The 24250-nt window shown below is 52.6% G+C and carries 22 protein-coding genes and 1 riboswitch; of the genes, 11 read left to right on the top strand and 11 right to left on the bottom strand.

The annotated features are described in order from the left end of the window. Positions 1 to 394: 394 nt before the first annotated feature. The 6 genes from hisD to leuB form a co-directional block, all read right to left on the bottom strand. On the bottom strand, positions 395 to 1711 hold the full coding sequence (hisD, locus tag E9531_RS02250; RefSeq protein WP_136572089.1) for a histidinol dehydrogenase: 1317 nt from the start codon (positions 1709 to 1711) through the stop codon (positions 395 to 397). A gap of 110 nt (positions 1712 to 1821) precedes the next feature. Further along, positions 1822 to 2463, bottom strand: coding sequence for an ATP phosphoribosyltransferase (hisG, locus tag E9531_RS02245; protein ID WP_136572088.1), 642 nt, complete (start codon positions 2461 to 2463; stop codon positions 1822 to 1824). Then, positions 2460 to 3470 carry a LysR family transcriptional regulator gene (locus E9531_RS02240; protein WP_136572087.1) on the bottom strand — a complete coding sequence of 337 codons (1011 nt, stop codon included), beginning with the start codon at positions 3468 to 3470 and terminating at the stop codon, positions 2460 to 2462. Before E9531_RS02240 ends, hisG begins: the two co-directional genes overlap by 4 nt. Positions 3471 to 3492: 22 nt before the next feature. After that, on the bottom strand, positions 3493 to 4128 hold the full coding sequence (locus E9531_RS02235; RefSeq protein WP_136572086.1) for an exopolysaccharide biosynthesis protein: 636 nt from the start codon (positions 4126 to 4128) through the stop codon (positions 3493 to 3495). Between the two features lie 157 nt (positions 4129 to 4285). Then, a complete protein-coding gene (locus tag E9531_RS02230) occupies positions 4286 to 4642 on the bottom strand; it encodes a DUF1801 domain-containing protein (protein ID WP_136572085.1) in 357 nt (118 codons plus the stop codon). Between the two features lie 89 nt (positions 4643 to 4731). Continuing rightward, positions 4732 to 5799, bottom strand: a complete 1068-nt coding sequence (leuB, locus tag E9531_RS02225) for a 3-isopropylmalate dehydrogenase (protein WP_136572084.1) — start codon at positions 5797 to 5799, stop codon at positions 4732 to 4734. A gap of 335 nt (positions 5800 to 6134) precedes the next feature. On the opposite strand from leuB, the gene E9531_RS02220 reads away from it, so the two are divergent. The 4 genes from E9531_RS02220 to murA all read left to right on the top strand — a co-directional run bounded on the left by E9531_RS02220 (position 6135) and on the right by murA (position 9748). Next, complete coding sequence (locus tag E9531_RS02220) at positions 6135 to 7052, top strand: ABC transporter ATP-binding protein (RefSeq protein WP_136572083.1); 918 nt, start codon at positions 6135 to 6137, stop codon at positions 7050 to 7052. Between the two features lie 148 nt (positions 7053 to 7200). Further along, positions 7201 to 7980: an ABC transporter permease gene (locus E9531_RS02215; protein WP_136572082.1), complete on the top strand. Its 780-nt coding sequence runs from the start codon at positions 7201 to 7203 to the stop codon at positions 7978 to 7980. 207 nt (positions 7981 to 8187) lie between these two features. Then, complete coding sequence (locus E9531_RS02210; protein WP_136572081.1) at positions 8188 to 8424, top strand: BolA family protein; 237 nt, start codon at positions 8188 to 8190, stop codon at positions 8422 to 8424. A 37-nt stretch (positions 8425 to 8461) separates the two neighbouring features. Continuing rightward, positions 8462 to 9748, top strand: coding sequence for a UDP-N-acetylglucosamine 1-carboxyvinyltransferase (gene murA / locus E9531_RS02205; protein ID WP_136572080.1), 1287 nt, complete (start codon positions 8462 to 8464; stop codon positions 9746 to 9748). Positions 9749 to 9876: 128 nt separating this feature from the next. Here the strand turns inward: murA and E9531_RS02200 are convergent, their stop codons facing one another. From E9531_RS02200 to E9531_RS02185, 4 genes are all read right to left on the bottom strand, one after another. Beyond that, positions 9877 to 11883: a sensor histidine kinase gene (locus E9531_RS02200; protein ID WP_136572079.1), complete on the bottom strand. Its 2007-nt coding sequence runs from the start codon at positions 11881 to 11883 to the stop codon at positions 9877 to 9879. After that, positions 11880 to 12584 (bottom strand): LuxR C-terminal-related transcriptional regulator, encoded by a 705-nt coding sequence (locus E9531_RS02195; protein ID WP_136572078.1) that lies wholly within the window; start codon positions 12582 to 12584, stop codon positions 11880 to 11882. The genes E9531_RS02200 and E9531_RS02195 overlap by 4 nt, the downstream gene beginning before the upstream one ends. Before the next feature lie 220 nt (positions 12585 to 12804). Next, positions 12805 to 13635, bottom strand: a complete 831-nt coding sequence (locus tag E9531_RS02190) for a dioxygenase family protein (RefSeq protein ID WP_136572077.1) — start codon at positions 13633 to 13635, stop codon at positions 12805 to 12807. A 213-nt stretch (positions 13636 to 13848) separates the two neighbouring features. After that, positions 13849 to 14274 (bottom strand): DoxX family protein, encoded by a 426-nt coding sequence (locus E9531_RS02185; RefSeq protein WP_136572076.1) that lies wholly within the window; start codon positions 14272 to 14274, stop codon positions 13849 to 13851. A 384-nt stretch (positions 14275 to 14658) separates the two neighbouring features. On the opposite strand from E9531_RS02185, the gene E9531_RS02180 reads away from it, so the two are divergent. The 6 genes from E9531_RS02180 (at position 14659) to E9531_RS02155 (ending at position 21393) form a co-directional block, all read left to right on the top strand. Next, positions 14659 to 14907 carry a TIGR04438 family Trp-rich protein gene (locus E9531_RS02180; protein WP_136572075.1) on the top strand — a complete coding sequence of 83 codons (249 nt, stop codon included), beginning with the start codon at positions 14659 to 14661 and terminating at the stop codon, positions 14905 to 14907. A 176-nt stretch (positions 14908 to 15083) separates the two neighbouring features. Next, positions 15084 to 17798, top strand: coding sequence for an aminopeptidase N (pepN, locus tag E9531_RS02175; protein WP_136572074.1), 2715 nt, complete (start codon positions 15084 to 15086; stop codon positions 17796 to 17798). Positions 17799 to 17828: 30 nt separating this feature from the next. After that, complete coding sequence (locus E9531_RS02170; protein ID WP_136572073.1) at positions 17829 to 18041, top strand: hypothetical protein; 213 nt, start codon at positions 17829 to 17831, stop codon at positions 18039 to 18041. A gap of 90 nt (positions 18042 to 18131) precedes the next feature. Further along, the gene (locus E9531_RS02165) at positions 18132 to 18461 is read left to right on the top strand and encodes a hypothetical protein (protein ID WP_136572072.1); all 330 of its coding nucleotides are present in this window, start codon (positions 18132 to 18134) and stop codon (positions 18459 to 18461) included. A gap of 265 nt (positions 18462 to 18726) precedes the next feature. Then, a complete protein-coding gene (locus E9531_RS02160; RefSeq protein ID WP_136572071.1) occupies positions 18727 to 19749 on the top strand; it encodes a class 1 fructose-bisphosphatase in 1023 nt (340 codons plus the stop codon). A gap of 135 nt (positions 19750 to 19884) precedes the next feature. Then, entirely contained in the window at positions 19885 to 21393 is a 1509-nt protein-coding gene (locus E9531_RS02155; RefSeq protein WP_136572070.1) for an ABC transporter substrate-binding protein, read from the top strand. A gap of 279 nt (positions 21394 to 21672) precedes the next feature. Here E9531_RS02155 and E9531_RS02150 read toward each other — a convergent pair whose 3' ends face one another. Further along, positions 21673 to 22587, bottom strand: coding sequence for a plasmid replication/partition related protein (locus tag E9531_RS02150; protein ID WP_136572069.1), 915 nt, complete (start codon positions 22585 to 22587; stop codon positions 21673 to 21675). A gap of 282 nt (positions 22588 to 22869) precedes the next feature. Here E9531_RS02150 and E9531_RS02145 point away from each other — a divergent pair, with 282 nt between their 5' ends. Further along, positions 22870 to 23724, top strand: a complete 855-nt coding sequence (locus E9531_RS02145) for a CshA/CshB family fibrillar adhesin-related protein (RefSeq protein WP_136572068.1) — start codon at positions 22870 to 22872, stop codon at positions 23722 to 23724. Positions 23725 to 23850: 126 nt separating this feature from the next. Next, positions 23851 to 24099, top strand: a riboswitch (cobalamin riboswitch). Positions 24100 to 24250: the final 151 nt, after the last annotated feature.

Raw genomic sequence — 24250 nt, 5'->3', positions numbered from 1 at the left:
CTCAATAGCTTTGAGTTGTAGACGCAACTCTGGTGTCAAAAAATACGTTCCAGTTTTCCATTTAACCAATCACAGGTTCACCGCGATCACCATGCAGTTGATGGGACTCTGCACAGGACATTCACAAAAATGTCACATAAATATGCACATTAAAGGGTAAGCACCAATAACCCAAAAAGGTGCATTGACCTATAGTCCATCCACTCACAGCGGATAGCCATCAAACTATCCCAGCTGATTGAGAGGCCGAGGAGACAAACTCGCCAAATGCACCTAGTGTCAGAAAAAATACCATGGCGAATCCAACCTAAAAAAACGAACTACAACGGATATCAAAAACAAAAAAATAAAAGGCACCTTTTTGGTGCCTTTCTTTTTTTTCAACTCTTGTTGTTCAGCGCAAGCGCAAAACCGCAGCTTGCCCGTGGGCCTGCAACCCTTCACCCTCAGCCAAAATATGGGCAATAGGCCCGAGCTTTTGGGCGCCATCCGCACTTACTTCAATGATAGAGCTGCGCTTTTGGAAATCCATCACGGACAAAGGGGAAGAGAACCTGGCTGTTCCGCTTGTAGGCAATACATGGTTTGGGCCTGCGCAATAGTCGCCCAAACTCTCGCTGGTATAGGCTCCCAAGAAAATAGCTCCCGCATGGCGCAGCGCCGGCTCCCAACGGTGGGGTTCGTGACTGGATACCTCCAAATGCTCCGGAGCAATGCGGTTGCTGATCTCACAGGCCTCTTGCATAGAACGGGTATGAATCAAGGCGCCTCGCCCATTCAAGCTCTTGGCAATAATTTCCGCGCGCGGCAAGGTCGGCAACAAGCGATCAATGGCCTCCTGAACGGCATCAATGTAGGCCGCATCTGGGCACAGCAAAATGCTTTGCGCGAGCTCATCGTGTTCTGCCTGAGAAAACAAGTCCATGGCGACCCAATCGGCAGGTGTGGAGCCATCGGCAAGCACCAGAATTTCGCTGGGCCCTGCAATCATGTCAATGCCAACCAAGCCAAAAACGCGTTTTTTCGCACTGGCAACATAGGCATTGCCGGGGCCAGTGATTTTGTCCACTTTGGGAATAGTGGCGGTGCCGTAGGCCAAAGCACCAACCGCTTGGGCACCGCCAATAGTGAACGCACGACTGACACCTGCCACATAGGCTGCAGCCAATACCAAAGGATTTTTTTCCCCACGCGGGGTGGGCACCACCATGATGATCTCTTGCACACCGGCAACATTGGCAGGAATGGCATTCATCAACACGCTGGAAGGATAGGCGGCTTTGCCGCCCGGCACGTAAATACCAACGCGATCCAAAGGAGTGACTTTTTGCCCCAACAAGCTGCCATCTTCATCGCGGTACGACCAGCTCTCGCCAGAAGCCTTCTTTTGTGCCTGGTGGTAGCTACGAATACGCGCTGCAGCTTGCTGCAAGGCGTTTCGCTGTTGTTCAGGCAAGCCATCAAAGGCCGCTTTCAATTCCGCTTGTGTTAGTTCCAACTGCACTACAGAAGTGGCAGGCAATCCATCAAAACGTGCGGTAAAGCCCAGCACGGCAGCATCACCCTCTTGCGCAACCGCTTTGAGAATGTCTGCAACGCGCTGCTCAATCTCGGTATCTGTCTCTGCAGACCAGTGCAATCGCTTTTGGAACTGGGCTTCAAAATCGTCTTGCTGCGTCGATAAACGCAATGGGCGTGCTTGGAAGGTCATGGTGTGGATCTATGAAAAGTCATGCGCTTGGCAGCAGCGCATACTATGAAAGGCATTGTTTGTACCGTGCCACTGATTGCCTGACTTGGCTCAATAGCTGCAACGGTATATCAGTTTTTTGGAGAAGCCTGCGCAAACACGTCAATAAGCGGGCGTAATTGGGCTTGTTTGAGGCGCAATGCCGCCTGGTTAACAACCAATTGCGAACTGATCTCCATGATGCGCTCCACCTCAACCAAATTGTTGGCACGCAACGTATTGCCGGTAGAGACCAAATCCACAATCGCATCGGCCATACCGGTCAAAGGCGCCAGCTCCATGCTGCCGTATAGCTTGACCAAATCCACATGCACACCTTTTTGTGCGAAGAACTCACGCGCAATGGCGGTGTATTTAGTGGCCACGCGTAGACGAGCGCCTTGGCGCACCGCATAGGCATAGTCAAAACCTGCGGGCACGGCCACACTCACATGGCACTTGGCGATCTTCAAATCCAACGGTTGGTAGAGGCCTTCTCCTCCATGCTCAATCAACACGTCTTTACCTGCAACACCAATATCAGCGCCACCGAACTGAACGTAGGTAGGCACATCGCTGGCGCGCACCAACACCACGCGCACATCGGCACGGTTGGTCGGCAAAATGAGTTTGCGGGATTTTTCCGGATCTTCGAGAACTTCAATGCCAGCGGCGGCAAGCAGCGGCAAAGTTTCCTCAAAAATTCGCCCTTTGGAGAGGGCCAAAGTAATCATGGTTGTTTCTCTTGTGATGTCGCTGCCTTGGTGCGGCGACTTGAAGGCGCTATTTTAGGCGCTGAGACAGCTGGCGCAGACAAGTCTTCAGCACGCGCCCATGGCACCGTCGCAAAGCTCTCTACCAAGAGATTGACCAAAGCACGTACCTTTTGCGGCAATTGCTTGCGGCTAGGATAAACCGCATAAATGCCCAATTCACTGCGTTCGTAATCGTATTCAGGCAACACATGCACCAACGTGCCTGCGCGCAGATCGTCCCCAATCAGAAAATCAGGCTGAAAGACAATACCAGCGTCACTCAAAGCCAGTTGTCTGCACGGATCGCCGCTATTACTGAAAACGCGAGATGCCAATTTCACGGTTTGCCATGCCCCACCCTCTTTGGGCCTAAAGGCCCACTCATCCCGGCCTGGCCCAGTCCAATTGCGGTAAGAAATGATTTGGTGCTGGCGCAAATCGTCAGGCGTTTGCGGGCAACCATATTCGCGCAAGTAGGCTGGCGATGCTGCTGCCACCACTTTGGTGCTGGCAAAACGCCTGCTGACCAAAGAAGAGTCAGTCAACTCACCAATACGCACACACAAGTCCACACCTTCATCAATTAAATCGACCACGCGATCTGTGAGAGACAACTCAATGTCAATCTTAGGGTGGCGCTTGAGCAGTTGCTCCCATACAGGCGTCAGATAACGAATCCCAAACGATACTGGTGCATTGATGCGCACAATGCCTGAAGGCTCCAGCACCTTGGATGAGGCCTCAGCTTCAGCCGCATCCATCACGGCCAGCACTTCTTTGCAGTGGTGGTAAAAACCTGCCCCTTCTTGCGTCAAGGAAAGCCTCCGGGTGGTGCGTTGCATCAATCGCACGCCCAAACGACGCTCCAATGCATCCACATGTCTGGAGACGGCGGCCTTGGACATGCTCAATACATCACCTGCCCCCACAAAACTGCCGGCATCAACAACAGCGGCAAATACTTCCATTTCTAACGCACGATTCATGGTGTACTCGTTTGGTATTGATTTATGCAAAGAAATGGCTACCGGCACGCCAAGCGCCCCAGGCCAGAAAGCTAAAGTAAGCCAAAGTGCCTGCAATCATCAGATAACCGCCCAACACGACCACACCATCGCGCTGGCTGATCCCCAATGCAAGCAACAAAATGGCAATACTTGGCAAAGTATTGGAAAAAGGCACTAAGCCCAAAGGCAGCATCAACAATACAGCCGCAAACATAATCGCGGCACCATTGAGGTTGTTCATGAATCCGACCGTCAACGCACGTAAACGCTGCGGGCGCAAAACACGATCGAGTTTTTTCAAAATTGCCACGCCACGTTTGAGCACAGGTTTAAGCTTGGCCGCATCCAAGCGCCTATCCGCAACAAAGGCAGGGAGCCAAGGCAGTCGCCCGACACTAATGGACAGTGCAATCAACAAAATGGCTAAGCCAAAAACGGTTGAGACACCCGGAATGGAGACAGGAAACAGAAAGGGCAAGGTCATCAATGCACAAACCATCAACAGCCCTTTATCTCCCATCATGGCCACCAATTCACGCGCAGTGAAATACGGTTTGTCCATACTTGCCAGCAGCTGCGTAATGGCTTCGCTGACAGATAAATCAGAAGGAGCGCTACTACTTTGTGAGCGATTCATAGTGTGCGTTAATGCCTTTTTTGTAATGCCATGGCGCAGCAGCAAGCCAGCGCCTTCATGGGCAGGAGAAAAAGCAAAACAGCGCCCACCAAACCCGCTTTAATGGCACCGCAACATAACGCAGCGTGCGCACTCTGAAAACCAGAAGGCCTGCATCTCAATGTTTGGTCGCCTGATACGCCAACAAAAGATAGTCATCCAAATGCTGTTGCGCGACATCCGCCATACACCGCAATTTGAGGTGCCGCCGAAATTGCCCACTACCCTGCAAAAATCCCCATGCGTCGCGGATTTTCGCACCCTGACTCAATTCCACAGAAACATGCTGTGTATAGGCATACACACCACAAAACGGTCCATCCTGCGAAAACACGATGCCGCCATACTTCACCTCCTCCTTGATCGCAGGAAAAAGGTGGCAAAGATGCATTCGTACAGTCTGCACCAATTGATGCTGGTTTTCGCCCAACACACGAATGTCCTCAAGCAACGCCGCCACAGCATCGGTTGTCATCACAGCCTACTTTCGTCAAAACCGAGACCCGCTCACACCCACCATATTGGCATCGCAGGTGTGAACAGGTTCCGCTGATGGAGCCACAATTACAGCGCAGCCACCACGGCATTACCCATTTCAACGGTACCGACTTTTTGTGTGCCTTCGCTATAAATATCGCTGGTGCGCAGGCCACTGGCCAACACTTTCTTCACTGCAGCTTCAATGCGGTTGGCCGCTTCAGCCTGGTCTAGTGAATAACGCAACATCATTGCAGCAGACAAAATTGTGGCCAGTGGATTGGCAATCCCCTTGCCCGCAATGTCCGGCGCACTCCCGTGGCTAGGCTCGTATAAACCTTGTTTTTTCGCATTCAAACTGGCTGAGGGCAACATGCCGATCGAGCCGGTGAGCATCGCCGCCTCATCGCTGAGAATGTCTCCAAACATATTGCCCGTGACCAGCACATCAATATTTTTTGGTGCCTTGACCAACTGCATCGCGGCGTTATCCACATACATGTGTTCCAGCTCCACATCAGGATAATCTTTATGCACCTCAGTGACCACATCCCGCCAGAACTGGAAAGTTTCCAGCACATTGGCCTTGTCCACGCTGAGCACTTTTTTATTGCGTTTTTGCGCTGCCTGGAAAGCAACATGGGCAATACGCTCAATTTCAGGGCGTGAATAACGCATGGTGTCAAACGCCTCTTCACTGCCGGGAAAGTGCCCATCAACAGCGGTACGACGACCGCGTGGTTGACCAAAATAAATATCGCCAGTCAACTCACGAATAATCAAAATATCCAAGCCCGCAACCAATTCTGGCTTCAGGCTGGAGGCGTGGGTGAGTTGCTCATAGCAAATCGCAGGGCGAAAATTTGCAAACAATCCCAACTCTTTGCGTAAACCCAAAATCGCCTGTTCAGGGCGCAAGGCGCGCTCCAGATTGTCGTATTTGTAATCGCCCACAGCGCCAAACAAAACAGCATCCGATGCCTTGGCCAGGTTCAGTGTCGCCTCTGGCAGCGGATGACCACTGGCTGCGTACGCTGTACCGCCCACGTCAGCGGTTTCCATCTCGAACTTCAGATCCAAGGCTTTGAGTACTTTTACTGCTTCAGCAATGATTTCGGTTCCGATACCGTCACCAGGAAGGATGGCAATTTTCATATACGTCCCATAAGTCAGAGAAAAGAGGAAAAATCGCGGCCATTGTATCGACGCTCACCTCAAACCCTGTGACCAAGCAAGCAATTACAGCCGAGTAGGCCAGCGCAATCTACGATGGCAGTCATCGCCATCGCACCACAGTGCCAACTGATGCAGCACAAAATGGTCAACGGTATCAGGCTGGTCATGCAGCAAGCACGATCGCAGCGCAACACCTAGAATAGCGAATTCCCCAATACAGCCCACATCCTGTGGCCTGCCACATACACAGAAACAAAGAACAAGGCTGGCGGTAACCTTGCATCGGCGCCTTTCATGCTTTGTTTTATTCATCCATGCCTCAAGCCGCCGTCTCTTTCCAATCCGTCAGTAAAACCTATGCAACCCCTGCGGGGCCATTCAAGGCGCTCGATGAGGTCAGTCTCGATATCCGTCAAGGTGAATTTTTGGGTCTTCTTGGCCCCAATGGTGCTGGAAAGACCTCGCTAATTGCCATCCTGGCCGGGCTGGCAAGGGCCTCCTCAGGCAAGGTTTTGGTGCAAGGCTTTGATGTGCAAAAAGACTATGCTCAAGCCCGTCAGCGCCTTGGCATCGTCCCACAGGAACTGGCATTCGATCCCTTCTTCTCCGTACGCGAAGCCTTGCAATTTCAGTCTGGCTACTTTGGCATCCGCCACAACGATGCCTGGATTGACGAATTGCTCCACCACCTGGGCCTGACAGATAAGGCCAACCACAACATGCGCCAACTCTCTGGCGGCATGAAGCGGCGCGTTTTGGTCGCTCAAGCATTGGTACACAAACCGCCCATCATTGTTCTGGACGAACCTACCGCTGGCGTTGATGTGGAGCTACGTCAAACCCTGTGGCACTTTATTGACCGCCTCAATCGTGAAGGGCACACCGTTCTGCTCACCACCCACTACCTGGAAGAAGCAGAGGCTTTGTGCCACCGCATCGCCATGCTTAAACGTGGGCGTATCGTGGCACTGGAAGATACAACAACATTACTGAGCGCAGCCAGCCATAGTGTGTTGCAGTTCAAAACTGACCAGGCCTTACCTGAAGCATTGGCAAGCAAGGCCCGGGTGACCGGCCGCGTGGTGCAAATCCCGGCCAAAGAAGCAGGCGATGTGGAAGCCCTATTAACACAACTGCGCGAGGCAGGTGTGCAAGTGCAAGATATCGAAATTCGCCGCGCAGACCTCGAAGATGTGTTTGTCTCCATCATGGGTGAGGGCCAAAGCGAATAAGCCAACACCCGCCCCTAAGCTGCAGCCCCATCCGTTAAATAGCTTCTGCCACATTCCTGTATTCAGCAGTATGTACAGCCCCAAAAACCTACGAACCTGACTTGCAGTTGCACCGCAGTATCAGCAACTTCACTCCCCGCACCTTCTCATGCAACCACTTTCCACTTCACCTGCCAGCGGCTGGCAAATGCTGCTCATCAAAGAAGTCAAACGTTTTTGGCGTGTGGCGTTTCAAACCATTGCGGCACCAGTGCTCACCGCCTTGCTGTACCTGATGATTTTTGGTCATGTACTCGAAGGACGTGTAACGGTATATAACGACCTGAGCTACACATCATTTCTAGTGCCCGGACTGGTGATGATGAGCGTGCTGCAAAATGCCTTCGCCAACAGCTCCTCGAGTTTGATTCAAAGCAAAATCACAGGAAATCTTATTTTTATTTTGCTCACCCCGCTCTCTCATCGTGCCTGGTATATCGCGTTCGTGGGCTCCTCGATCGTGCGTGGCGTGGTGGTGGGTTTGGGCGTGATGCTGGTCACCGTCTTTTTCACTTCATTAAAACTGGTCAACCCCATGTGGGCACTGCTCTTTGCCATCATTGGCGCGGGCTTATTAGGCACATTGGGGGTGATTGCGGGCTTATGGGCAGATAAATTCGATCAACTGGCAGCATTCCAGAACTTTCTAATCATGCCCATGACGTTTCTCTCCGGCGTGTTTTATTCCATCCACTCACTGCCTGCCGTATGGCAATTTGTCAGCCACTTGAATCCGTTCTTCTACATGATTGACGGCTTTCGCTATGGTTTTCTGGGCCATAGCGACTTCTCTCCTTGGCTAAGCTTGGGAATCACCGCTTCGGCTTGGGCGCTGGCCAGTTGGCTAGCGCTGCATTTGCTCAAGATAGGTTACAAAATCCGCAACTAAACTACTCCAATGGTGAGTAAACGGAACACAAGCGCACAACGCACTATGGGCTTTTGCCTGACTGGCATTGACAGTCGTTAGCAAGACTTCATGTTGACTTCACGCAACTATTGAATAATCGCGCATCTGTCCTAAGAGCGTCCTTACCAAGACAGCCCTTAAAGCGCATTGCAACCCAGCTTCCTACAGCATAACTCCACGATTGACATGACCGCAGAAGAACTCCAATCCTTGATCGAACAAGGCCTTGCATGCGAACACATTGAACTCCAAGGCGATGGCCGCCATTGGTTTGCCACCATTGTTTCAGCTGAATTCGAAGGGCTCAATCTCGTCAAACGCCAGCGCAAGGTGTATGCCACCCTGGGCAATCGTATGCACACAGACGAGGTTCACGCCTTGTCAATGAAAACGCTCACGCCCGCTGAGTGGAAAACTCAATAACCGCTTGCGTATCTTTTCGTCTTCTGTCTCTTCACTTATGTCCCGCACCACAGAACAATTGCTTATTCGCGGCGGTCAAACGCTGCGTGGTGAAGTCACCATTTCTGGTGCCAAGAACGCCGCCCTCCCGCTGCTGTGTGCCGCACTGCTGACCGACGAGCCAGTGGTCTTGCACAATGTACCGCGCCTGCAAGACGTGCGCACCATGCTGCAGCTGCTTGAATTCATGGGCGTTCGCACCCGCCATGATGCCGATGGCACTGTGCACTTGCATGCCCAAACATTGGGCGAACCAGAAGCGCCTTACGACTTGGTTCGTAGTATGCGCGCTTCCATTCTGGCGTTGGGCCCATTAATGGCCCGCATTGGTTATGCCAAAGTCGCCTTGCCGGGCGGTTGCGCTATTGGCTCTCGCCCCGTAGACCAGCACATCCGCGGGCTACAGGCGATGGGGGCAGAAACAGTTGTAGAACATGGCAACATCATTGCCACATTGCCACGTGGAGCGAAACGTCTGCAGGGCGCACGCATCACCACCGACATGGTCACCGTTACCGGCACAGAGAACCTGTTGATGGCGGCGGTATTGGCTGAGGGTGAAACGATTTTGGCCAATGCAGCGCAAGAGCCCGAAATCATTGATTTGGCTGAAATGCTCATCGCCATGGGGGCGCGCATTGAAGGGCATGGGACCGGGCGCATCCGCGTGCAGGGGGTTGAACGTCTGCATGGCTGCGAGCACAGTGTGGTTGCTGACCGTATTGAGGCAGGCACATTCCTCTGCGCTGTGGCAGCAACGGGCGGAAACGTCCTCCTCAAAGGTGCACGTGCAAAGCACTTGGGGGCCGTACTTGAGAAGCTGCGCGACATGGGTGTCAGCATCGAATCACTGGATTCTGGCATTCGCGTGCAAAGCCCGGGGGCGGCATCGGGCGAGCTGGTTGCACAAAGCTTTCGCACGACTGAGTACCCAGGTTTTCCAACCGACATGCAAGCGCAGTTCATGACATTGAATTGCGTGGTTAAAGGGGCTTCCACCATCACAGAAACCATTTTTGAAAACCGCTTCATGCATGTCAGTGAACTCATCCGCTTGGGCGCGCGTATCCAAGCGGATGGCAAAGTGGCAGTGGTTGAGGGCAGTGCACAACTCAGTGGTGCGCAGGTGAGTTCTACCGACCTGCGTGCATCTGCATGCCTTGTCATTGCAGGCTTGGTAGCCCAAGGTGAAACCCGGGTCGGTGAGCTACACCACTTAGACCGGGGCTACGACAACATTGAAGCCAAACTCCGCAGCGTTGGTGCTGACATTCAGCGCGTTTGAGTGCAATGAGGCTGAGTTCACTCTCACAAGAATGACACTCAAATTGGCAAGGCTGCCGGCAACACAATGCAGCGCCAACAAAGCCCGTGTTCAGACGCTTTGGATCTGCACCAAAGCACCCCACCCGTTCAATGAAGTGCAACCCCTTGATCTGTCGACGGGGGTTGCAACATGGTGCCTGCTGGTGGTGAAAAGCTCTGCACCTGATTTTGTTGCAATGGCGTCACCACGGTCACAACGGTTCCACTAAGCCCAGACTGCACACTGAAACGAGCCCCAATGCGCTCAGCACGTGCCGACATGCTACGCATGCCAACAGACACGCCTGCCTCTCGCACTGCTGCCACATCGAAGCCAATTCCATCATCCTCAATAAGCAAGACCAACACGACAGGCTGCTGCATATCGCCATCTGAGCGAACCGTCACCCGCAGATGGCGCGCGCGGCTGTGTTTGATCACATTGGACAGCGCTTCCTCAATGAGTCGGGCCAAGCCCAAACACTGCAATGCACTAGGCCGATAAGGTTGTTGCCATTGGTCCTCAACGCGCCAGGTCGACTTCACGCCCAACTCATCCAAGATGCGGGTGAAACGATGGCGCAAGGGAGCCACCCAACGAACGGGGGTATCTGGAATCACCACTCCCGCACTAGAGCCTTGATCAATCACTTGGCGCAAGTCATCGCGCAGAATGCTAAAGAGAGATAAAACGCGATCCTTGCTCAAGTTTTCGTACGACTGCTCCACCAGCGCCATTGAGCGCACCAAACTCGCCCCAATTCCATCATGCAAGTCATGTGCAATCTTCATGCGCTCTTGTAACTTTGCATTGTCTAACGCCGTCAAATGGGCTTGCCCCAGCGCCAACGAGAGCTCTTGTCGAGCCTCTTGCACACGGCTCTCCAACTCTTGGTTGAAGCGTTCAATGCGCTGCATCCCTGCAGCCAAGCGACAACCAACCAGCAATGCCATCAACAACGTCGCCAACGGGCCAACGACCGGATTCCACGATGACTGATGGGCCCACATTTGCAAAACCAGTAGCGTATCGTGCACGGCCACAACCAGAATCAATAGCAAACACAATGCCATCAACTTCTGCGCACGACTGCGATCGTGACGTTTACGCCACCAAATCAACCACTGGTACTGCAGCGCACTGATGAAAAACAGCGCAATTGCGCCATACCACACTATCGCGAACACGACCGGTACAGCTGCGCTGGGGATAAGCACAACACCCCCAATCGCCAGCACAGCCAGACCCCATAGCCACCGCTCGAGCCGAGGAAAGCGGCAAGCGGCAAAACGCCAGATAAACATGCACAACGCCACTATATAGACCACGAACAGCGCAATATTCAACCGCGACAGCGCCAGTGCATTTGACCAAGGCCATGATGATGTGAGCAACAACGTAGTCAGATAACCAGCCCAACTCAAAGACGCCAACGCATACCAACCAAAGACGCGTTCACTGCGGCGCAACAGCCAGATCACCAGAAACAAGCCCCCCACTGCTGCAGCCATTCCTGCCGTCAGCATATAAACAGTGCGTTGACGCCACCAATGGCTCTCCTGAATCGCCTGTACTTGGTCTGCAAAATCTACCCGCGTACGCCCCAAGCCTGGCGAGAGTTCGACCACACCAGCCACGTACACCCACACGGTATTAATGCCATCGCGCAAAGAATCTTGCGGGAGTATCCACCAACGTGGCATGTTCCAGCTGCGCGACAACGGCTCGACTAAAGACGTGTCGCGCCACAGAAGCGAATCATTGCTGTATACCGCACCAGCCATGCTTATGCCATCAATCCCCAAGGCCACGGGGACGTCCTGGTCAGAATGGCCACTAATACACGCCAACTGCCAGTCCAGGCGATACCACACCCCAAGACGTTGCTGCGGCCAACGCGTTGACCAGTCATCTGGCAACGCTACATTGATCCACCCATCTACAGGGCGGGTTGGGATGGGCTGCCACGCAGAAATGCGTTGATTTGCCAACTGCTCAGCCGCAGGTGCGGCCTGCACAGAAAGTACCTGTGGCACGCACACCTGCTGCGCCAGCGCGGAAGAGACGATGACCAGCAGGCCTAGCAACAACGCACATTGACGTACCAGGTTCACCCAATCATCCCCCGCTCTCTTGCCACTAAAACAGCGTTCATACGCGAGGAAACAGCCAATTTGCGATAGATGCGTTTGACATGGCTTTCTACGGTAAAGCGCGATATGAACAGCTGCTCAGCAATTTCGCGGTTGGACAAGCCATCGCCGACCAAACGCAAAATCTGGGCCTCTCGCTCACTCAATTGCTCGGCTGTCTCTGCTGCAATTTGGGCTGAAGTTTGCGCCTGAGTCGCCGGGGCGGGTAGCAGTTCCAAAATACGCCGGGCAATGAAGGGGTCAATCGGCGCGCCACCGCGCAAGGCACTGCGAATGGAGAACAGCACTTCAAAATCATCACGTTCTTTGAGTACATAGCCTGTTGCACCAGCGCGCAACGCGCCCAAAATAGCATCCTCTGAGCTCCAGGCTGAAACAACCAAAATGGACATAGTAGGGTCTTCTGCACGCAGCTCAGAAATCAGCTCTCGCCCACTCCCATCGGGCAATTGCAAATCCACCAAGGCCAGTGCAACTGGCTGCGCCGCAACAATCGCCCTAGCGGCTTGCAGCGTACCCGCAAAAGACAACACTTCATCGCGATAACCCAACTGAAGCAATAAGCCATGTAAGCGTTGCTGAATCAAGGGCTCATCCTCAACCACCAAGACGGGGACAGGCAGCGTCGTTTGCTCAAGAAAGGGAAGGTTTTGATGAATCATGGGCGCAGATATTATGCCAAGCGCCCCTTTCAGGGTATCCCTGAAATCAGGTATTTGTGCAGTTTTCACGCACTAAAGTCCTGCCCCATTGCCAAAGTGTGTTCTGACATGTTCCCAAAAGAAAAAACCTGTTTGCAATTCACGCATTTTCACGCGCTAGCTGCAAACAGGTTGTTTTCGCAAGCTAGCTGAGAGGATGACCCAACGCGTTTAGCAGCACTCACGCGGCCTTCAATGTAGCCACCGCTGGCGCCACACCGCTGAACTGGTAGATATCCATCGCCAAAAATCCCATATCGACCCCAGCATCCAAGCGCTGAGCCCCTAACGCATCCGCACTGCCGGCAGCGCCCATCGCGAAAAACAAAGGCAGGAGATGCTCGTCAGTCGGATGGGCTTGCTGCGCAAAAGGCGCTTGGCGGCGGTAATCTAGCAAGGCATCCATGTCATTAGCCAACAGCTTGGCTTCAAACCATTCAATGAATGGCCGAACATACGGAGCCTCTCGACCATCACCGTATCCCGCCCGCCAATCATGCAAATTGTGAGTAATGCTGCCTGAACCAATCAGCAATACACCCTCATCGCGTAGCGAAGCCAGCGCACGCCCCATCGCCAATTGATGTGCAGGCCCCAAACGAGGCTGAATGGACAACGGTACAACCGGAATATCGGCTTCGGGATACAGCAAACGCAACGGCACCCATGCGCCATGATCAAGGCCATAGTGGGCATCGACCTGTACCGACAATCCACTGGCTTTGAGCAAGTCTGCGACCTGCGCAGCCAGCTCAGGATCGCCAACAGCAGGGTATTGGATATCGAACAAGGCCTGTGGAAAACCACCAAAATCATGAATGGTCTCAGGTTGCTCGGCAGCGCCAACCGACGGCTGCAGTGCCAACCAATGCGCAGATGCAATCACAATCGCACGTGGTTTTGGCAAGGTTCGGGCCAACTGGGCCAATTGCACCCCCACTTGACCGGGCTGCAGCGCAGTCATGGGCGAGCCATGCGAGATAAACAATGATGGCAAACGAGCAGTAGACATCACACAACTCCTGACTGTAATCAAACAAATACCGGCGCAAGACCTGTACCGTCAACGGCATAGCCAAACGGCATCACATCGTCTTGAGTTGGCCTGCCGGTTAACTTGGCTTCATGCTGATAAAACACCCGAGACTGGGGCAAAACCTAAGGCAGTACGGGTAAGTGCGACATGGTTTTGCAACGACATATCAAGGCTGACAGTGCGCGCCTTTTAACGCGAACGAATAGTGAAACGGCCATCACCCAACAAAAACTGCACCACCAATAGGAAAGCCCAGACGGCAGGGTACTCCCAGCCCCCACCAGGGTTACCAAATCCAAAACCGTTGGCGCCATGCACTGTCACAATGGTTCCCAACAACAATGGCACCCCAATCAAGCCAATCCAGCGGGCGTAAATACCCAAGACCAATGCAGCAGCAATCACCAGTTCAAGCGTGATGGTGATGTAGGCCAAAACGGGTGGCAAACCCAAAGACTGAAAAAATGCCGCAGTACCTGCTGGGGTAAACACCAGCAATTTAGTCAGTGCATGCACCAAAAACAAAACCCCAAGCCCCACACGAAGGGCTGCTGCGCCGTAAGGGGCCAAGACACTCAATGAAGCATCGGAACGGGCTGTAGACGAGTAAGTCATGATTTAAAAACTCCTGAGCACCACGACTGTGGCAATGGCGTTACTGTATTGAGTTTTAAATAAAAGATAAATCAACATAAAGACAACTCATTGTCTTAAAAAAGAACACCAATACATCGACTTCAAGCGAGAACCAATGGCACATTCAGCCTACTGTTTCTACTAAGTGTTTAGTCCCGGTATTTGATCGTCACCTAGTTTGACTCTTTATAAAAACAAAGCACGGTGAACTAGAATCCTTGTGCGTACGGCACCTCGCTCCTTGCACTCACAAACCGATGGGTACGATTGTTGGTGCTGACTGCGCGCTGGTAACGCCCCCGCGCATCCAGCAATTGCGTCACCTACATCTCTTTCAACCCCTTACAGCACACGCTCAACACCATGTACTTGCTTGGTCTCTCTCTGATTCTGTTGGCCATGAAATATTTTGAAGTTGGCCCTATCGCCAATTGGCCATGGTGGTGGATTGCAGTGCCCTTCGGGCTGACAGCCGTTTGGTGGACATGGGCCGATTGGTCTGGCTATACCAAACGCAAAGTCATGGAAAAAGAGAATGCGAAGAAAAATGCACGTATCCAACGCGACCGGGATCGTCTTGGGCTCAACATCCATCGCAAAAAAAACAAGTAAGGCCGCATGTTTGTGTTTAGCCTTTGCACAATCACATGCTGGGGGCTGGCTTTCTTTTTTGCTTTTGTCAGCGCACTCCACATTAAGGATAATGGTGCATTGGCCGCTTGAAGCGGCATTCTTTTTGGGCGTAGAGCGCTGGCAGCGTCCAGTACCGATTTCATTGAAAACCGTTTATGACTGATACCACCCTCCTCTCCCCCGACACCCCTGCAACCCACATTGTGCGCAGAGAGGATTACCTCCCACCAGCATTCTGGATCGACACGGTTGAACTCACTTTCGACTTGGATCCAGCCAAAACACGCGTACTCAACAAAATGCGCGTGCGCCGCAATACAGCAGCAGGCACAGAGCAAGCGTTGCGCCTGGATGGCGAAGACCTGAACCTTGCGCGCGTTCTGGTCAATGGGCAAGGGGCCACGTTCAAGATGGACAATGGCCAACTCGTGCTCTCCAATCTGCCTGTGGATGACAGCCCATTTGAACTGGAAATTTTCACCACCTGCCAGCCAGAAAAAAACACCCTGCTCTCAGGTCTGTTTACCAGCCAAGGTACCTTCTTCACCCAATGTGAAGCAGAAGGATTTCGCCGCATCACTTACTTCTTAGACCGCCCTGACGTCATGAGCGTCTACACCGTCACCTTGCGTGCCGATCAAGCGCTCTATCCAGTGTTGCTATCCAATGGCAATCTGATCAAAGAAGGGCAACTCGAAGAAGGGCGCCACTTTGCCAAATGGCATGACCCATTCAAAAAACCAAGTTATTTGTTTGCACTCGTTGCAGGCAAGCTGGTAGCGCGCGAGCAAACCATCATTGCCCGCAATGGCAAAGAGCATTTGCTGCAAGTGTTTGTCCGTCCTGGTGACTTGGAAAAAACCGAGCATGCCATGCAATCGCTCATTGCCTCCATTGCGTGGGACGAAACACGCTTTGGTCTGCATCTGGATCTGGACCGTTTCATGATTGTTGCCACCAGCGATTTCAATATGGGCGCAATGGAAAACAAAGGCCTGAACATTTTCAACACCAAATTTGTTCTGGCCAGTCAAGCCACCGCTACCGATGTGGACTTCGGCAATGTTGAAAGCGTAGTTGGCCATGAATACTTCCACAACTGGACGGGCAACCGCATAACCTGCCGTGATTGGTTCCAGCTCTCGCTCAAAGAAGGCTTGACCGTTTTCCGTGATCAGGAATTCTCAATGGACATGGCTGGCAGCGACAGTGCCCGCGCAGTCAAACGCATTGAAGACGTGCGCCTGTTGCGCACCAACCAATTCGCTGAAGATGCTGGCCCTATGGCGCATCCTGTGCGACCTGACAGCTACCAAGAAATCAACAATTTCTACACCCTGACGATTTACGAAAAAGGCGCAGAAGTGGTGCGCATGATGCACACCTTAGTGGGCGAACAAGGCTTCCGCAAAGGTATCACGCTGTATTTTGAACGCTTCGATGGCCAAGCCGTCACCTGCGATGACTTTGCCCAAGCCATTGCAGACGCCAACCCAGAAAGCGAACTGACACGTTTACTGCCTCAGTTCAAACGCTGGTACAGCCAAGCCGGCACGCCACACGTGCAAGCCACTGGCTTATATGACGAGATGGCGCAAACCTATACCTTGCGTTTGACGCAAACACTGCGCCCTACTCCTGGTCAATCTGACAAGCAAGCCTCTGTCATCCCCGTAAAACTCGGTCTACTCACACGCAGTGGCCAAGCCATCCCCATGCAATTGCAAGGCGAAGCGGACCCTGCCACGCTGGAGCGGACTCTAGTGCTGTCTGAAGCTCAGCAAGCCTTCACCTTTGTGAACGTGGCACAAGCGCCTGTACCTTCGCTGCTACGTGGCTTTAGCGCACCCGTCGTATTGCATCAGCAGTTGGACGATGAAGAGCTGGAAGTCCTGCTCGAACACGACAGCGACCCATTCACCCGTTGGGAAGCCAGCCAGCAATGGGCGCAACGCATCATCATCACCGCCATCAATGATGGTAATGACACGCCTGAACTGCCACCACGCTTTACGCAGGCGCTTAGCAAAGTCTTGAACGATCCGCTCCTCGATGCCGCCTTCAAAGACCTGGTGCTCACCTTGCCGAGCGAAGCCTACATTGCCGAACAAATAGCCACCGTCAACCCGCAACGCATCCATACTGTGCGCCAAGCCCTGTTGGCCCAATTGGCTGCCGCCTTACAGGCAGATTGGCAACGCACTTGGGACTTGCACCATGACACCGGCGCATACACACCCGACGCGCTATCTGCAGGGCGCAGAGCCTTAGCGGGCAAAGCATTAGCCATGCTGACGCTGCATTCGAGCACTGCAGAAGACACCATTTGGCCAGGTAAAGCCTACCAACGCTTTAAAGACGCCAGTAACATGACTGACCGTTTCAACGCACTATCAGCACTGGTCCATGCGCGTCACCCATTGGCCGCCAAAGCACTGCCGCTGTTTCACCAACTCTTCAAAAATGAAGCGCTGGTGCTGGACAAATGGTTCCAACTCCAAGCCAGCGCACCAGACCTTGATGGCGACATCCTGCCCCAAGTACAACAGCTGATGAAGCACCCGGACTTCAACATCAAAAATCCGAACCGCGCACGCAGCCTGATTTTTGGTTTCACCAACGCCAACCCGGCAGCCTTCCACCGCGAAGATGGCGCAGGCTACCAATTCTGGGCTGACCAAGTCATTGCATTGAACGCGATCAACGCCCAAGTCGCAGCCCGCTTGGCTCGCGCTATGGATGCATGGCGCAAGCTCGATGAGCCCTTCAAAGCCCATGCCGAAACTGCCTTGCAACGTGTGGCCGCGCAAGAAAAACTGAGCAAAGACGTGCGTGAAATTATTGAAAAGGCGTTGGCACCCGCTGCGTAAACCGCACAAAGCGAAACGGGACGAAACGGCATGATCTTCGACACGTTAATAGAAGTCATCGTGAGGGCATGTCGTCTTGTTTTTCACCTATTGACGTACGGCCTCATTGATTTCTTATTTGAAGGCACAGGCCGATTGATTTGGCGTGCCTTTGGTCGCCGCCAGATCGATGATTTCGTGGCCATTGTGACGGGGCTGCTGTTCTGGATCGCTGTCGTAGCATTGGTGATCGCCTGCCTCTAGCGTCAATGCCTTCAGCGGTCAAAATAGGCGCCATTCAAACCCATGCACTACACCTGCCCCCACTGCCAACATCACCTTGAAAAAGCCAAAATGCGCAGCGCCCCACCTCCGGGTAGCAGGCGCTTTTTGCCTTTGTATGCCTACCCAGTGTGTCCCAACTGCAAGAGCTTGCTTCAAAACAACCCGCACCCTATTGAAAACAAAGCCAGTCTCTGTTCGATGCTGGCATTCAGTGGTGCCATTATTTTGCGCGAGCCTGTTCAAAAGGTGGTGGACTGGGTGCTGCCGGGCACAGGCATCTACCTCAGCCTAGGTTTAACAATTGGTTTGGCTGGCTTAGCCTTCTGGTTTCAACATGCGGCACAAAAACGTATTCCGCATAATTGGCCCAGATACCAAACTTGGAAAAAGGCCGAATAGAAAGGTATCCAGCCAGCACTAGGGTGCTTCATAGTGCATCCACATGATGATAAAACCTTAGCCGCAGGCATACATTCAGCCTTGGGAAATGCTTTTCAAGCAGACCTCCCTGCTCTCTATAACGCAGCAAAGTATCCTGCGCCTGCGCCTGCGCGATCGCCGATAATGACACCGGATTCCGATTGAGGCTCATTGAAAACCATTGAGCCCAATCTGGGCAACTGTCTCACGCCCCCTTTAGCACTCCAAAAAACTGATTCGCACCATGTCCAAACGCATTTCCCTTACTCGTTATTTGGTTGAACAACAACGTGTTGACGGCCTCATCCCCGGTCAGCTGCGCTTATTGCTTGAAGTGGTTGCGCGCGCTTGCAAACGCATCAGCTTTGAAGTGAACAAAGGGGCGTTAGGCGATGCCATGGGCAGTGCTGGTAGTGAGAACGTTCAAGGCGAAGTACAAAAGAAACTCGACATCATCGCCAACGAGGTCCTGATCGAAGCCAATGAATGGGGCGGTCACTTAGCGGCAATGGCCAGTGAGGAAATGGAAGGCATCTACATCGTGCCAAACCGTTACCCTCAGGGCGAATACCTGCTGATGTTCGATCCGTTGGATGGCTCCTCCAACATCGACGTAAACGTCAGTATTGGCACCATCTTCAGCGTACTGGAAAAGCCCCAAGACCATCCTGGCGTAACCGAAGCCGATTTTCTGCAGCAAGGCGCCAAACAAGTTGCTGCTGGCTACTGCATCTATGGTCCACAAACCACGCTGGTGCTCACTGTGGGTGATGGCGTAGCGATGTTCACACTGGACCGTGAACAAGGCTCTTTCATCCTGATTGAGGAAAACGTCAAGATTCCTGAAGACACCAAAGAGTTTTCAATCAACATGTCGAATATGCGCCACTGGGATCCGTCCATCAAACGCTATATCGATGAATGTTTGCAAGGTGAAGAAGGCCCGCGCGGGAAAAACTTCAACATGCGCTGGATTGCCTCCATGGTTGCTGATGTGCACCGCATTCTTTGCCGCGGTGGTATTTTCATGTATCCATGGGATAAGCGTGAGCCCAACAAACCCGGCAAACTGCGCTTGATGTACGAAGCCAACCCTATGGGATGGTTAATGGAGCAAGCTGGAGGCGCTGCCAGCAACGGCCACCAACGCATTCTGGAGGTTCAACCAACCCAACTGCATGAACGCGTAAGCGTCATCATGGGCTCCAAAAACGAAGTCGAGCGCGTGGCTCGGTATTACACAGAAGTAGACTCCAACAAAGCCTGATCGGGGCTTACGAAGCACTGCGCACAAGGCCCTATCTCAGGGCCTTTTCTTTTTTGCAATTGGCAATCCCTGTGACTGTATGCGCCATATGGGAACATGAAATAATGCGAAAAACTAGCAGGAGATACCCACTCGATGTTCACTAGGCGTACCGTTTTGGCTTCTGGCGCAGCCTTACTGGCTGCTTCTGGCACGACTGTGCCGTTAAGCGTTTTGGCCCAAAGCGCAGGCACAACACAAAGCACTATCACCATTGGTATGGCGCTGGAGCCGCCAAGTCTGGATCCCACGGCCAACGCGGCCTCTGCGGTTGGTGAAATCACGCTCTACAACCTGTACGAAACGCTCACCAAAATCAATGCCGATGGCAGCGTATCACCCCTCTTGGCAGAAAGTTGGGAAGTTTCATCAGACCTGAAAACGTACACCTTCCGCTTGCGCAAGGAGTCGCGCTTTCACAATGGCGAACCCTTCAATGCCGAAGCGGTAAAGTTCAGCTTTGATCGTGCCAAGGCCAGCAACAGCATTAATAAAGACAAAGCCACCTTTGCCAAGCTCAACACCGATGTGCTGGACGACTACACCGTGCGCATCAGCAACTCCGATGTGGAGCCTGAGCTGCTGTTTATGCTGGGGCAAGCCACAGCCATCATCGTGGAGCCTAAAAGTGCTGCAAAAAACGCCAGTACACCCACCGGCACAGGCCCATACCAATTGGTACGCTGGAGTCGTGGCACCTCGTTAAGCCTCAAGCGCTGGGACGACTATCCGCGCGCTAGCCAACTGCGCATTCAAACGGCTGTCTTTAAATTCATTGCAGACCCTGCCGCACAGGTAGCAAGCCTCCTAGCTGGCGATGTTGATGCATTTCCAAGAGTGTCGCCGCGCAGTGTGCAACAGTTTGAAACCAATGCGGCATACCAAACCGTTGTCAGCGGTTCACGGGCCAAAACGATTTTGGCCATCAACAACCGCCGTAAACCGCTGGATGATGTACGCGTGCGCCGTGCTATTGCTGCCGCCATTGATCGGCGCATTGTGATTGAAGGTGCTGGCGATGGCTATGGCGCGCCTATAGGCAGCCACTATGTCCCTGGCGCGTTTGGTTTTGTCGATACGACGGGCATCAACCCTTACGACCCAGACAAAGCCGTTGCGTTACTGAAAGAAGCGGGGATTAAAACTCCACTCAAACTGCGCATGGCGCTGCCACCACCGCCTTACGCACGCCAAGGCGGCATTGTGATCGCAGCGTTATTGGCCAAGGTTGGCATTCAAGTCGAACTGGAAAATGTGGAATGGGCGCAGTGGCTGAGCAATGTGATGGCTAAACACCACTTTGACTTGACCATGATTTCACACGTAGAACCGTTTGATCTGGGCAACTACGCCAACCCCGATTATTACTGGGGCTACAACTCAGAGCCGTTTCAAAAACTATTTGAACAAATCAAAGGCGCTGTACAACCTGCAGAGCGTGCCCGTTTACTTGGCAACGCGCAACGCATGCTGGCAGAAGATTCTGTCAACGCCTTCCTCTACCAGCCCCAATGGGTAACCGTCGCCAACAAAAACATTCGCGGCTTATGGCGTGACATGCCTGTCTTTGTCAATGACCTCTCAGCGCTGCGTTGGACCAATTGAGTCTGGGAGGTATGCCATAGGCGCCATGCCACCTAGAGGCCGTTGCTTAGAGCGGCTAACACACCCCAGCAAGCCGAAGGTTTGCGGTTGAGACTAGGCGCAAAACCGCAGACAGTACGAGTAGTACGACAAGGTTTTGCTTTCGACGTATCAAGGGTTGTGTTGGTCGCTCTTAATCTGCGCAACATGCATGACCCGAAGTCTTCGCTGAAGGCGGCGGGTATTTTTCTGTGCGAGAGTCAAGCCCCTGCTTTGCACAGCCCAAACCAATACAACAGATCAGCTATTCAAGGCCTGCAATTGCTGCTTGAGCGCTTCGTTCTCTGCAGTCAACTCAGCTACGCGTTGGCGCAACCGCACCAATTCGCTCTGCACATCCTCTGTACCGAGCACTTCAATCGAATCAGAGCTTGTCTTTGGTGGCACTTCTTTAGATTTACGCTTAGCATCGCGCACCCGTTTAGCAGCTTGCTTTAACTCATCGGCACCAGCAACGGCTGCGGCTCTTTGCTCTTCTTCTGGCAGTGTGGCCACAGTGGCTGCGGCACTTAGCGAAATATCGCCCGCACGCAGCGCAGCAACCACCTCAGGTGTCGCTTGCTTTTGAATTTTCTCGATCATTTGCACTTGGCTGCTGCTCAAACGCGCCGCTTTTGCCAAGGCCTCACGGCTATTGAATGCCTCTTCTTCTGCAACGTCTGCTGCCACATCCACAGCAGGGGCGTAGCGCACCGCAGCACTGTCATCGCCTTCCCACGGCGGCGGCGCCTCTGCGGAATCAGCGCCAACCTCAGCGTTCGGCTCCACTGGCAACACATGCTCTTGACTGCCAGGCGTTTGTGCCAATACCGCCTCACGCTGTTGCTGGCGACGGTTTTGCAAAATTTCGCGTTTGCGCAAGGCCAATACACCACGCTGAAAGTCTGAAACACTGCGCCGCCCCAGATGCTGGTCAATCATCCAAAGGTAGACATCCTCCATCGACTGAAAGCGTGTGTTCTGCACGGTCTGAAATGGCAAGCCATGCTTTTGACAAATGCTGTAGCGGTTGTGCCCATCAATCAATACATTCCCCCATAGCACCAACGCATCGCGGCAGCCTTCGGCCACAATGCTGCGCTCCAGCGCGGCGTATTCATCTTCACTCAACGGATCGATATACGCCTTGAGCTCTTCCTTGACCTCGATATCCATAACACCCAGACTTTGTTTGCAAAGGGCGGCATTGTAATTATCAAACGCACATAGCTTGTAAGACCAACAGTGCTGATTGCCATACCGAATAGCCAGCACTCAAAAAATTTCAATCGTTAAGATCCGATTCCCTGCAATCATCATTTAGAACAAAGTTTAATAAGACATAAAATTAACAATTTTTTTCCAAAAAAAATATTTGATACACAATAATGCAAACCCATTCATATCCATCTTCCTGTGGATAAGCTTGCACTTATCTAACAAACATCTCTTGTCAATATGAAAACCAAATTCATCAAACAAGCTACAGCAGCGGCTTTATCAATCAGTCTATGCATGAGTGCTTTTGCCGCAACCACCTCAAAAGCGACTGATAGCGCTCCAAAGGCAAACGAGATTGAATGGCTTGATTTCTCAGACTACGACAAAACTCAAGTCACATCGTCCAGTGGTCAGTTGCTCAGTTTTACCACTATCGACGGACTGATTCTTTCGTTCAGACTCAAACAAAGCAATCCTCTGAACCCAGATTTTGGTACATCCACATCGCCAAACTTTTCAACAAATGCATCATTCGGCAGAACGGGTTATAAAGGCATTTCGGGTTCACCTCTCATTTATGGATACAACAACGGCACACTAGAATTCAGTGACATCCAACTCAGCGATAGTGCAGGTAACCGCTACGCTTTTGAATGGATCACCGCAGATGCGGAGACAACTGCAAGAAGTAGAACCCACCAAGAGCGTCAACTTTTTACGACTAACGGGGGAAACTGGACCGAAATTGCCAACCTAACGCGAGTAGACGGTAGCGCCAATGTTGGCATCCTTGATTTGTCTACACCTGAACTAGCACGCATCTATAAGGATGTTTTCAACAATGAAGGAGGCGCTTACATCCTGGGTACACAAACTCCAAGCCGGATATTCATTGACTATGGAAGTGACTCAGAAGCAATAGCGTCCCGCCAAGCTATTGCATTTGGTTTGATTACCAGTAAAACTGTCATCTCACATATAGCTCCGGCAGCTGTACCTGCCAATAACCCGCTAGCAATACTCATTCTGGCTAGCGCGATGGTCATTGGAACGCTCAGTGTGCAACGCAAGCGTAAAGCGCGCAAATTCTGAAGTGATGATGGCATGAGAAGTCATCGAATCAGATTTTTTCACATGCCAGTTTATTCTACAGAGGCGAAGTGCCCCTCCCAATGTGTCCAACAAATCTCTCTCTATAATCACTAATGCAGCCCCAGAGGCTGCATTTCGCTGTCTGGTGCTGTGGTGAGGCATTGCTCACCCAGTTAAACGGGAAGCAGGTGCGCATTCCATTGGGTTTATGCAAAGCCTGCGCTGCCCCCGCAACGGTCAGTGGTGTTAACACGGTTTATTGCTGCCAGTGGCAGCGGCCACTGCCCCGATGAGTCGGGTGGGAAGGTTGAAACCGTTAGTCATTATGAATGGCGCGCCACAAGCCCGGATACCGGCCCGACCGCGTCCGTTCGCGCTGCGGCTGCCAAAGCCTGGTGCGCAGATTCATCGGCGACGCGGGAGTGCCAGCCATGACAGCAGCTCGAGACAGATTACAAAAACCTGTCACCTCTTTCTGCGCAGTTGCGCAGACAATCCATTCATACTCTGCAAGGCAAAGCTTATT

The sequence above is a fragment of the Lampropedia puyangensis genome (assembly GCF_004833285.1).
GTDB lineage: Bacteria > Pseudomonadota > Gammaproteobacteria > Burkholderiales > Burkholderiaceae_C > Lampropedia > Lampropedia puyangensis.
This window is presented reverse-complemented; position numbering and strand designations above follow the sequence as displayed.